The following is a 12,323-nucleotide window of genomic DNA, read 5'->3' on the forward strand; positions in this document are numbered from 1 at the left end:
ATAAATATCTAATTCCTCAACATTTTAAACGAAAACCAGCCCAATAACACAATAATCAAGGCCATTAAAACCCAAAGCCATGCTTTGTTTTCGAACAGGGGCTTTTCTGTTTTGATGTGATATGAAGGGTTTTTCTGTTCTTCGCCAATATTTACACTGGTTAAATTGATTGGGATTTTACTTTCAAATTTTTCGATCTCGTAAACTGGTGCCGTGGCTTTTTCATTGCCATAATATAATGCATATTCACCTTTGGGCTGATCGAACCTGGCAATGATTTCGTAAATATTTCCTTTTAATACCAAACCGCTTAGGCGTAAAGGCTTATTGTCGTTATTCTGGATGGTAATTTTTAACCTAGCGGCAATAGTATTGCTGAAACTGAATTCAGGCTTTTCCAGAGAGCTGATGGTCCCCTCATAAAGTACAGCGTAATTGTACTGAATGCCCTTGTCGGTTTTAAAACTATCTGTTGCATATTCGATTTTAAACGGACGGTAAAAATCGAAATCTCTCTGCGCATTCAATTTTAAATAAGATAGTGGCACAGGGCTGGTCAATACTATATCGATTACGGTTTCTTTTGAAGAAACATCATTTTTAAGATCGAAGGATTGGTATTTTACGTCCTGATAAGTTCCTTTTATCGTATCGGTTTTCGATATTTTTGCTTCCGATAAATCAGGCTGTACAGGGCTTTTTATGGCAATCCTAAAATATTGGTATTTAGCATCCGGAAAACTCAACTTGGTAAATTGGTAATCTGTTGCGTTATTTTTGATCGATAAAATCCGGTAATCTTTTAAGATAGAAAACCACGTTAGGTTGTCGTTACTTCCTTCGAGCTTTACTTTCCAGTCGAAATTTCCCTGTTTAAAGGCTAAATTGATCTGATTGATGGTATTGTTTTCCGGTGATTGAAAAGTATAATAATAACCATCTGCGCCGCTGCTTTGATTTATTTGTTTAAAGGCAACATCATGGGTAGTAACCTGATCGGCCCTTTGTTTTAACAGATAAGGCACCTCAACAGTATCTTTGCCATTAATTCCAAAAATCCTGAAATCATCAAAGCCTGCATTTGCTTTTTTATACAGGTCGTTCGGCAGTACCATCTTATGCCAAACTGTATTTACACCAGTAATATTCCTTTTAAATTGAAAAGAAGCAGTTTGTGCATTTGCGGTGGCTACACAGATCAAAAAAAAGGTGAGCAGTTTAATTTTTAGCTTCAACATCATCTATAATTAAATGTTTGTATTTGTTGTAAAGGAAAGAAATGATCAGCAACAGCACACCCAGCGACACAAAAACAATGGTTTTTGAAATCGTGCTCAACGAGTAGATATCATAAAAGAACAATTTTACCAGGGTAATGCCAAAAAGTACCATGGCGCTGATGCGCAGGTGTTTTTTGTTTCTGGCAAGCCCCATGCTGATCAGGAATAAAGAGAAAATACCCCAAAGGATGCTTAAGCCCAATTTGTAACTTGTTTCTGAATGCGATAACTCCAGGATATTGATCAACTCGCTGCTTATAATCCATAAAAGTGAAATATAAAGCAGGTAATCGAACAGGACTTTAAAGTCTTTTTTAAGCAGCCCTGAACGTTGCAATTGGTAACATTGTACAATCAGCAGGGTAAAAAAAGCAATGCCTATGTATCTGATACCGATATTGAATGAGCCGATTGTAAAGTATTTGCTTTCGGGCAACAGGTAATTGTCTCTTAATTCGCTTAAATTATAAAGTCCGAAAGTGAGGAAAATGATAACAACAAAGAGGTTAATCATGAGGTTGGCAATCGCCAGTTCACCGTTTTTCAGTTTTTTAATGTTCAGATAAGTTAGTGCTGCAGCAAAAAACAGGGTATAAATGTGGAGCCATGCTGTTTTTAAACTCTCGAAATTATAATTGTATTCGTTGTACTGATTATCTAACTTATTTGAAGGTTTAATGCTAATCTTACTTAAATCGAAGAGATTGTTGAAATATTTAGAAATCTCAACCCTGAAAGTGATATAAGTGGCGAAAACCAGAATTGCAGGGATAGCATAATTCAATATCTTTCTTGTCCATACCCAATCAGAAGAAACTTCGTTTTTTTTATTAATACTGAGCATCCAGGCAAAACAGGCAATAAAGATACAGGCTGTTAAAAAGCCGACATTGAATATTGGTGTGATTAGTACCGAATCTCCCGGGTAGATATCATAATAATTGGCCCAATCTTCCAAAAGGCTTAGAAAAGCAAGGAATATTAAGGGGAAAGATAGTTTTTCGTAAATCGCGATGTTTTTTACCCTTGCCAGATAGAATAATACAGCAGCTTCTACTGCCCAGAATATAGTTACCCAACCACCATTTAACTGAACAGGCACGGCAATGGTTATAAAAGTAATCACCATGGCGAGGATCAGGTAAAACAGGTTTTTATCAGCAAGTTTTTTCCTGTAGATAATGAGGGCCACGATAAAATGGATTACTGCATTGGCGAGCGTAAATAAACCCACCAGTTCAGCACTATCTTTATTGTTCGATATAATCAGATAACCTATTCCATAATAGATAAATGAATTTAAAAGCAATATCACTACATCGCTAAAGCCGAAAGTCTCTTTTTTACTTACTTTATAAGCGAGGTTGGTGATGTAAAATGTAATGAAAAACAGTGAAGAGAATAATAGGGCCAATCCGAAATAATTGTGCGAACTACTTAAATCGAGCCTCCAGGAAACAAAAATGAGCCAGGTTAGGCCGAATGAAGCATAAAATAAAGGTTTCCAGTACTTTTTAAAACCGAGTATCAGAATGCCGATGTTGATGATGGCCATGTAGGTAAACAATACGCCAACCTTGCCCGAGCCATCGCTCAGTAAAAAAGGAACGGCATATGCGCCAACCAAACCGATATGTGCAATTACCTGTTTATTGTACTTAATGGCCGCTACCACGGTAAACGACGTAAACACAACCATTAGGGCAAAGGCCAGTGTCTGCGGAATGAGTGCATAAAAATCGTAGGCAGCATAGGTAATGAAATACATGATGGCAATGGCACCACTCACCAACACGGCAGAAAAATTTTCGTATTTGGCTTTAAGTTTTATGGCAAAACCCATTAACCCGGCACCAACAGCATAACCCAGTATAATCCTGGTTAACGGACTCACCATATCATGGTCGATGGCATATTTGGCACCGATGCCCACGCCGATAATTAAAATCAGGATACCGATTTTGCTGATCAGGTTTTCTCCGATAAACTTTTCGAAATCGGATTTAACCATGTTTTCGCGTTTAAAACGCTCGGCAAAATTAGGTTGGGCCGGATTTTGGGGTGTTGGCAAAGGCGTAGGCACGGGTCTCGGTACGGCCTGGTTTTGTACAACAGGGCTAGGCGATGTGTTTCTTGATGGAGGTACAATTATAGGTTCTGCAGGAGTTACTGGTGCTGTAGTTGCAGCACCTGGCGATTGCAGTGCCCTAACTTCGTTTCTCAAGGCCTCAATTTCGGCTTCAAAGCCCTGCTGCCTAAGTAACAGATTCTCGAGCCTGATCATCAGCAGGTTTAGTTTTTCGGAATTATCCATTCTATATCTGGTAGTGCGTAATTTTAGTTTACTAAAGATAAGAATGAATTTGGATAAGGCTAAAAAATTAAACCCCATTATCCTATCTAGGCGAATAAGTTACAATATCTATCGCTACGCCATTAGGATCTTCAATGGCAAAATGCCTGTCGCCCCAGGGCTCATCCCTCAGGTCAACTTTAATTTTGACGTTTTTGGCCAGTAATGCTTTATAAATTTCGTCTACATTATCTACTTCGATGGTGAGGTAAATGCCCTGACCGTTAAAGGCTTTATGGAAAAGGGGCTGTTGGCTTTTATGGTCGGGTAGCAGAAAACTGATTTCAGATTTTTCTCCCGGGCTATGGAGTAAAAGGTAAAACTCATTTTCGAAAGTTACCCCGAAATTTAGCAATCCGGTATAAAAAGCCTTGCTTTCTGCTATTTTGTTGGTGATAATGCCTGCATTGAATTTCATTGTTCTGGTTTTAACTGGTTTTAATTTATTTTGCGAAAAAGTGGTTGCTGTAAGTAGTAAAGCAACCGATACGCTTAATAGCCGTTTCATGATCGTTTTTTCTGTTGATCAAAGTTGAAAAAAAACGCTAAGGGTAAATTGTAAAAATCAGACAGATTTTGTTTTACAGCACTTTTTTAGGCGTTAAACCGTAAAAAGTCTTAAAATCCTTAATAAAATGTGCCTGATCATAATAACCCTGATCGAGGAATGATTTGCCTGCTTTTGCATCCTTAAATTGGTTTTCTTTAATCATCCGTTGGAAACGAACCACTTGGCTAAAGGTTTTTTGAGTGGTACCGATATAATATTCGAACAACCTTCTTAATTGTCTGCTGCTCAAACCCACATCCAGATCTTTTTCGGTGTTGACTAAACCATCTTTTTTGAAAATGATTTCTATTGCCCGGTAAAGCCTTCTGTCGTACGATAAATTCATTTCGGAGACAACCGTTGTAAAATAAACATCGAGTAAGGATTTAATATCGGGGAAACTTAAAGCTGGAGAAAAATGACTGGCGATAAATTGGCCAACCTGGGGAACAATAATTTCGAGGGGTTCTACACGGTTATTTAGTTCCAAAGCGCTTATCTTGAATAAGTTGGGAAACATGCTGGGTAAAAATCTGATGCCGACATAATGGAATGATGTTTCCAGATCGAAGGTTACATATTTATTACAGAAACCCATGATAAAACTTTCTCTGACCCTATTAAGGTCGAAAAAGATATCGATACAACCATCGGCCACTACCCGGTAGCTAAAAGGTCTGCTTAATATTGTGCTGGTTTTGAGTTCCCAATAACAATAAATAAAGGGTTGCAGATTTGTATCTGGTAGCACTTCCTGATAGGTTACCAGCGCATCGGCTGTTTGTACAACAGTTGGCTGAAGCGGGGCATAAAGCTCTCTGATATTGAATTGATTTTCCAAACTGCGCTTTGATCTATTAATTTACCGATAGATTTTAAATTTCGTAAATTTGATTTTAAAATCATAGTTATGGAATTATCCTGCCCGGTATCAGCTGAAAGAGTAAATGAAAATATAGTGAGGATAATTGCCTTTATGGTTGCCTTATTGGCCATTGCCAGTATGATATTTTCTAACTATTGGGCAATTGTTTTTCTGATCTTTGATTTTGCCCTAAGGGCATTTACCACAGGTAGATGGAGCCTGTTGAAATTTATTGCCATTAAAATCTCTAATGGATTGTCGCTTTCGCCAAAAATGAAAGACCTGGCTCCAAAAAAGTTCGCGGCAACCCTTGGCTTTGTGTTCTGCCTCCTGATTACCGCGAGTTTTCTATTCGATTTTTACACTTTGACACTCATTTTAACTTCCATTATGACTGTTTTTGCCTTGCTGGAGAGTTTATTTTCCGTTTGTGTGGGTTGCCATATTTATTCTTTTTTACAGGTTTTTGCAAAGAAGAACCAGGCTTAATTTATTTCTTTAAAGCCTGACGTACTTTCGGAGCAATTTTAGTCCCGAATAGCTCTATCGATTTCATTAAAGCTGCATGTGATGGCCCGCCAACATCAATGTGTGCAGAGAAACGGGTTAAACCAAAAGTTTCTTCTAAAGCTAGAATTTTATCTACCGATTCGTTGGCATCGCCGATGATTAAAGCTCCTGTGTTACCTCTTCCGGCATCAAATTGGTTGCGTTGGTAAGGTGCCCAACCGCGCGAACGGCCAATACGGTTCATTTGTGCCGAATAAAGTGGATAGTAATAATCTGCCACTTCATTACTGTTTTCGCCAAATAACGCGTGCATGTGAACACCCACTTCGAATTTGGCCATATCATGCCCGTAAGCTTCGTAAACCCTTTTGTAATAATCGAAAAGCGGTTTAAACTGTACGGGTTGTCCGCCAATAATGGCGAACATTACGGGTAAACCCAATCTGCCGGCACGCTCTACCGATTCGGGTGTACCACCAACGGCAACCCATATTTTTAAATTGTTGTTTACCGCCCTTGGCAATACTTCCTGATTATTCAGTTCAGGTCTGAATTTTCCTTTCCAGTTGATTTTAGGTGTTGCATTTATTTTAAGGAGAAGGTCTAATTTTTCTTCGTAAAGCTGATCGTAATCCTGAAGGTCGTAGCCAAAAAGCGGGAACGATTCGATAAAACTTCCACGGCCGGCCATTAATTCGGCCCTGCCATTTGAGATAAGATCAATCGTTGCGAAATTTTGATAAAGTTTAACCGGATCAGATGAACTTAAAACCGAAACCGCACTGCTTAATTTAATGTTTTTGGTTACTGTTGAAGCAGCAGCCAGTATAATTTCAGGACTAGATACGGCATAATCGGGACGGTGGTGTTCGCCGATCCCATAAAAATCCAAGCCCACTTCATCCATGAGTTTTATTTCTTCTATAATTTCCTGTAGTCTTTGTTGGGCTGGCTGGATCTCGCCTTTTGCATTGATCTGCAGGTCGCCAAACATTCCGATACCTAATTCCATATTGCTAAATAATTTTAACAAAGTTAATGGCTAAGGGGTTACGGGTTTTTGATGTATGGTAAGAAAAAGAAGCAAAATGCCGATTAACGCTCATTCTGGTCTTAGCCTCTCGCTAAGACCCTAACTAAAACAAATACTATGTTTTTAAGTACAGAATGTCGTAGCGTGACGCTCATTCTGGTCTTAGCGTCTCGCTAAGACCCTAGCAAAAACAAATACTATCGTTATTTTAAATACAGAATGTCGTAGCGTGACTCTACGACTAGAGTTGATATAAAATTCACTAATGAAATAGGTTGGATTTAGTGTCGTCACCCTGAATTTATTTCAGGGTCTTTATGGCAAGAAAGATGCTCATTCTGGTCTTAGCCTCTCGCTAAGACCCTAACTAAAACAAATACTATGTTTTTAAGTACAGAATGTCGTAGCGCGACGCTACGACTAGAAAAGAAGCAAAATGCCGATTAACCGCTTAGTTTGCCTAAAGCATTTAAAATGGTTTCGAGTTCGTTATTCGGGTAATCGAAATTTGTAGATTCTATTTTAAATTTTCTGCCGTTTTGTAAAATAATGTTGATGAAAGAATATGTTCTGCGACCAAACCCCTCATCAATAGCCTTTATAAGTTTTACCTCGCTCCATTTAAAGGTCCCCAGATTTAATAGGATAATCTCATTTTCATCAGCAATAATTGCGTATTCATCCTGTTTGGCTATTAGATTCTTAAAGTAGAAAATAAAAAATATTACCAATATCGAAATGGTAATTAAGGCTGATTGAACATAGCTTAAATCAAAAATGAAAATTGGTGCTACAAAGAGAAATGGGAACATGCAAAAAATGTAAAGTATAATAAATGCATTACCATTGTCTTTAACTTTTATAGATTTAACCATATCCTGAATTGTTATTTATGGCTTTAAAGAAATTAATCCACTGTAAACCCCGTCAATTACTTTGCTCATTCTCGGTATGTCGAGGGTTTCAATGGTGTCGGTTTTTTGATGATAATTTTTATTCCGGTAGAAAGATGTATCGGTAATCATCATGGCGTCGTAACCAAATTTCCAGTAATTTAGATGATCAGAAAAATCGATGCCCGGTAATTTAGGTGGACCGGCGAACGTTTTGGTGAGAATGCTTTTTGTGGCCTTAAAGTTTTTCGAAAACTGATTAACAAATTGCCCTGAACCGAATTTTTTAACCAGGGTAATATAATTCCCCTTATTGCCATATTTAACTGATAGTATGCCAAGTGGGTACGACTGCGATTTAGCCTCATCTTTAAAATATGCGATCATTTCGAGCGAAATCATGCCAAATACCTCGGCTTTTGATTCTTTTAACGATTTTGCATGGATATAACTGCCCATAAACTCAGTACGGAAATAAGGCGGTTCTTCTAAACTATACGCTACCAGATCGATGCGGTAATCGAGTTTTTTGCCTTTTAACAACCTGGAGATTTCCAGTAAGCCAACTACACCGCTCGCATTATCATCAGCGCCTTCCTGGTCGCCACAAACATCGTAATGTGCACCAACAATAATCCGCTTTTTATTTTCTGTTCCGAACGAGCAAATGATGTTTTTATAAGTTTTCTGATCAAAAGTAAATTCCTGTGTGTAAACGCTATCCGAAGATTTTTTAAAAATGGTACTGATATAATCAGCTGTTAAATTGAGCTGATCAATATTGTTGTGGTTCCGGAATTGGGGTGTTTTGGTTAAGGTTTTTAAATGGGAGCTGATCAGTGTAGTATCTGATTGGGCAAAAACATTGCTGTAAAATGTAATGAAGAAGAGAAAGCCAATTAAGATTTTAAATTTATGCATGGGTTAAAAAATCAAAGATAGTTTGATGGTGATCCTTAACCGAAGATAATTATTTGTATCTGTTATTTGGCATCGCAAAATGCGTTTTTTGTTAGTTGAATCTGATTGATGCAAATACGATCCCGATTTAACATTGTTGTTGAGAAGTAAAGCGAAAAATAGGATTGAAAAATCCAAAAGCACAGAACTGTACATTTTCAGCCGAATGAAATAGGATATTTTATCTTTTGGAAATGAAAGGCAGTATTTCATTGGTACTGTAGCCCCGCCATCCGCTTTACTTCGTTACACTACGTGTTCGCTACTGTCTGGTTTAATAACAAAGGATCGTTCGAAATCACTCCGTTTTTATTAACAGATGGAAGGTTGTTTATTTTTGCACTGGCCTATGTTAAATAAACCCGATTGGAGGGAAGAGCTTCCGATCCTTCAATCGGAACTCGTACCGAAAGCGGGGCTATCGAATCCGATTAGCACTGGTATTGCTTTCCAAACAGTCTAAATTAATTTGAACCATATAAGAAATATAAGTATGACGGTTATAGCATGAAAGATTCTGAAACAAGTTCAGAATGACGGATCTAAGCTGAAACTACTCTATTTTCTTGCCTTTCATTGCAGTAGAAATCGCAGCATCCATTACACGCTCGGCAAACGGACGGGTAAACTCGTTCAATTCGTCGGCTTTCTTTAAAATGGTATCTTTTTCCTGGCTGGCTAAAGCAGTTTTTAATGCTGCGATATGTGCTTCGGTTTCTGCAATTTCTGCTTCGGTTAAATGTACAGCGTGTTTTTTGATAAAACCTTCGGCCGTGTAAACCAGTTGCTCACCCTCGCTCCGGGCTTCAATAAGCATACGTTGTGCTACATCACTTTTAGCATGGGTAATGCTATCAATCAGCATTTTTTCTACTGTATCGTCGCTCAAACCATAGCTTGGGGTAATTTCGATTTCCTGTTTAACGCCCGAACGCAATTCTATCGCCTGAACAGTTAAAATACCATCGGCATTCAGTAAAAAATTAATATCCACCTTTGGTAAACCTGCGGGCATCGCCGGAATTCCCTTTAAATCGAACTCTGCCAGTTTTCTGTTTTCTTTAACCAGATCGCGTTCGCCCTGGTAAACAGAAATTTTCATGTTCACCTGTCCGTCGATTGAAGTGGTGTATTGTCGGCCTGCTTTGGTAGGTACTTTACTGTTACGTGCAATAATTACATCCATTAAACCGCCCATGGTTTCGATACCCAAAGAAAGTGGGGTCACGTCCAACAAAAGAATATCAGAACGGTTACCAGCCAAAACATCGGCCTGTATGGCTGCACCTAATGCTACTACTTCATCAGGATTGATGTTATCCTGTGGTTTTTTGCCAAAGAAATTTTCTACCGCCTGTTTTACGAAAGGTGTACGGGTAGAACCACCAACCAGGATTACCTCGTCGATATCGCTGGCGGTTAAATCAGCATCCTTTAATGCATTTTTACAGGCGGTAATGGTTTCTTCTACTTTTGATGCGATTAACTGCTCAAGAGTCTGTTTATCAAGCGTACACCAGATTTCGCCAACCTGTTCGTTATATAGATTTTGGGTTGATAATGCTTTTTTAGCAGCTTCGGCCTGTAAACGCAAGGTTTGCATCAAAATATTATCCTGTGCAACAACACTTACATCAAGGTTGTTTTTCTCCAACCAGTAATTTAAAATGGCGCGGTCGAAATCGTCACCTCCTAAATAAGTGTTACCATTGGTGGCCAAAACTTCGAAAATCCCGTTCTGGATCTGTAAGATAGAAACATCAAAAGTTCCACCGCCCAAATCGTAAACCGCAATGGTTTTCTGTTGGGTAGGATCTAAACCTATTCCGTAAGCCAAACTTGCCGCGGTGGGCTCGTTTACAATACGCATTACATCTAAGCCGGCCAATTTCCCTGCATCGCGGGTGGCCTGGCGCTGACTATCGTTAAAATAAGCCGGAACGGTAATTACGGCCCGGTTAACAGGTGTTTTTAACGCATGTTCTGCCCTTGCTTTAAGTTCTTTTAAAATTTCTGCAGATAATTCGATAGGGGTATAAAAACGATCGCCGGCCTGGATTTTCACCAAAGCATCAGTATCATCGTCGATTATTTTATAAGAGAAAATGTCTTTATGTTCAGCAACGTCTTTATAAGAACGGCCCAATAACCTTTTAACTGAAAAGATGGTGTTTGAAGGGTCGGTGGTTAAAAATTCTTTCGCCTCATTACCTACAACGGCTTCGTTCTGGCTGTTGAAATACACTACCGATGGAACCAGTATCCCCTTGCCGGCATCATTAATTACCTGTGGATTTTTATCAGGATTGATGAACGCCACCAAACTATTGGTTGTACCTAAATCTATTCCAACAATGATTTCTTCCTTCTGAAACGAACCTGTAGCAAGGTTAATCGATATTTTTGCCATGGCTGCAAATTTACAACAATGTTGTAAGGTTTTAGGAGGGAAATGTTTTAATGTTGTAAAAAGACGGAGGTCGGATGCCTGAAGTTGGAAGATATGGCGTTACAGAAGCCAGGAGCAGAAAGTTTACCCGCAAGGGCTTATTCTTATAAAACGATATCTTCGGACCTCTGATTTTCGGACTTCGAATTGAAATTTATTTATTTTGGATTTGGAAATGAAGGGGCTGGTAATGCTTCGGATACTACAGTCCCGCTGTCCCTTCTGCCGATGAAGGATCGGCATTCGTACCATCGGGTTTATTTAACAAAGTTCTGTGTTGTAAAAAGACGGAGGTCGGATGTCCGAGGTCAGAAGACTGGGCTTTAAAAAAAATGAAGTTTTTGCGTGTTGTTGGAAGGTTTTAAGGAGTCGGAGGTCCGAAGTCCGATGTCGGAAGATAGGGGGCGAAAAAGTAAATGGCAGAAACCTGGATTGCAAAAGCTTTATTTTAAAACATCATATCTTCGGACCTCTGACCTCGAACTTCCGACTCAAGACTACGGACTATCTTTTATTCTTCTCTTCAATCCATAGCGACATATATTTTGTACTCTGTGCGGTATGATGGTTTAAAATCTGTCCGAAAAAGTTGTTTTGTCTATGTGCGTTTAAGTTTGAGACTAATTTTTCCACTTCGTTTATAAACTGATCGGCAAAATATTTAGCAGAATACCGTTGATTGATGATTTTTACACCATTTTGTCGGGCAATTTGCCATGCATTTTTGTTTTCATACAGTTTTACAGCCTCTTCTATGAAAAGATCGGAATCATCCTCGATGCTACCGTTCCAGTTTAAATTACCTTTCATGGCTTCAGCGCCAACAGATGTGGTAACCGAAGGCGTACCAACCTGCATGGCATCGATAAACTTACCTTTTACACCTGCGCCAAACTGGATGGGGGCAAGCAAAATGCGATGTTTGGCAATGGTTTCTTTTGCATCAAAAGCCCTGCCTTTTATCAGGAATTTTTCTGTCTTATTATTTAACTGCAGTACCTTTTGTGATGGATAAGCGCCATAAATGTTCAGGCTTGCATTGGGAATTTTTTTTCGGAGTGTGGGCCAGATTTTTGTTTTTAAAACCTGTACGGTATTCCAATTGGGTTCGTGGAGGAAATTTCCTATAAAAATAAAATCAGCCCGGTCTTCATAAGGAATCCAGTTTTTGATTTCTTCTTGTGTGATTTCTTTTTCCAGAAAAGGTAAATAGTAAATTAAAGAAGGATCGATCTTAAAATGCGTTTTAAGGATGTCCATTTCTACTTCAGAAATCATTAAAGATAAATCGCAGCGCAAAATCGATGCAATTTCCCTTTTGGCGGTATCAGAAAACAGATCGATAGCCTGTCTTTTTTTATCGCTTTGTTGCCGGGCGCTTCGCAGACAGTGTAAATCCTCGGTATCTAACAAACGAAGCGCATTCGGAC

The 12,323-nt window shown here is 38.8% G+C and carries 10 protein-coding genes; 1 reads left to right on the forward strand and 9 read right to left on the reverse strand.

What is annotated here, in order from left to right; translation table 11 throughout:
* Nucleotides 1-8: 8 nt before the first annotated feature.
* The 4 genes from B2V92_RS00690 to B2V92_RS00705 form a co-directional block, all read right to left on the reverse strand.
* On the reverse strand, nucleotides 9-1,241 hold the full coding sequence (locus B2V92_RS00690; protein ID WP_293303880.1) for a DUF3999 family protein: 1,233 nt from the start codon (nucleotides 1,239-1,241) through the stop codon (nucleotides 9-11).
* Nucleotides 1,219-3,594 (reverse strand): DUF2339 domain-containing protein, encoded by a 2,376-nt coding sequence (locus B2V92_RS00695; protein WP_293303881.1) that lies wholly within the window; start codon nucleotides 3,592-3,594, stop codon nucleotides 1,219-1,221. Before B2V92_RS00695 ends, B2V92_RS00690 begins: the two co-directional genes overlap by 23 nt.
* Nucleotides 3,595-3,676: 82 nt before the next feature.
* The gene (locus tag B2V92_RS00700) at nucleotides 3,677-4,141 is read right to left on the reverse strand and encodes a VOC family protein (RefSeq protein ID WP_293303883.1); all 465 of its coding nucleotides are present in this window, start codon (nucleotides 4,139-4,141) and stop codon (nucleotides 3,677-3,679) included.
* A gap of 73 nt (nucleotides 4,142-4,214) precedes the next feature.
* The gene (locus tag B2V92_RS00705) at nucleotides 4,215-5,024 is read right to left on the reverse strand and encodes an AraC family transcriptional regulator (RefSeq protein ID WP_293303885.1); all 810 of its coding nucleotides are present in this window, start codon (nucleotides 5,022-5,024) and stop codon (nucleotides 4,215-4,217) included.
* Nucleotides 5,025-5,093: 69 nt separating this feature from the next.
* On the opposite strand from B2V92_RS00705, the gene B2V92_RS00710 reads away from it, so the two are divergent.
* On the forward strand, nucleotides 5,094-5,537 hold the full coding sequence (locus tag B2V92_RS00710) for a DUF4395 domain-containing protein (protein ID WP_293303887.1): 444 nt from the start codon (nucleotides 5,094-5,096) through the stop codon (nucleotides 5,535-5,537).
* Between the two features lies 1 nt (nucleotide 5,538).
* Here B2V92_RS00710 and B2V92_RS00715 read toward each other — a convergent pair whose 3' ends face one another.
* The 5 genes from B2V92_RS00715 to B2V92_RS00735 form a co-directional block, all read right to left on the reverse strand.
* Nucleotides 5,539-6,570: an LLM class flavin-dependent oxidoreductase gene (locus tag B2V92_RS00715; protein WP_293303889.1), complete on the reverse strand. Its 1,032-nt coding sequence runs from the start codon at nucleotides 6,568-6,570 to the stop codon at nucleotides 5,539-5,541.
* A gap of 464 nt (nucleotides 6,571-7,034) precedes the next feature.
* Nucleotides 7,035-7,466: a hypothetical protein gene (locus B2V92_RS00720; RefSeq protein WP_293303890.1), complete on the reverse strand. Its 432-nt coding sequence runs from the start codon at nucleotides 7,464-7,466 to the stop codon at nucleotides 7,035-7,037.
* A 15-nt stretch (nucleotides 7,467-7,481) separates the two neighbouring features.
* On the reverse strand, nucleotides 7,482-8,405 hold the full coding sequence (locus tag B2V92_RS00725; protein WP_293303892.1) for a M28 family peptidase: 924 nt from the start codon (nucleotides 8,403-8,405) through the stop codon (nucleotides 7,482-7,484).
* A gap of 592 nt (nucleotides 8,406-8,997) precedes the next feature.
* Nucleotides 8,998-10,854: a molecular chaperone DnaK gene (dnaK, locus tag B2V92_RS00730; RefSeq protein ID WP_293303894.1), complete on the reverse strand. Its 1,857-nt coding sequence runs from the start codon at nucleotides 10,852-10,854 to the stop codon at nucleotides 8,998-9,000.
* Nucleotides 10,855-11,397: 543 nt separating this feature from the next.
* Nucleotides 11,398-12,323, reverse strand: a 926-nt coding sequence (locus B2V92_RS00735; RefSeq protein ID WP_293303896.1) for a glycosyltransferase family 4 protein, incomplete at its 5' end; no start/stop codon positions are given.

The organism is Pedobacter sp. UBA5917, from assembly GCF_002432345.1.
Classification (GTDB): Bacteria; Bacteroidota; Bacteroidia; order Sphingobacteriales; family Sphingobacteriaceae; genus Pedobacter.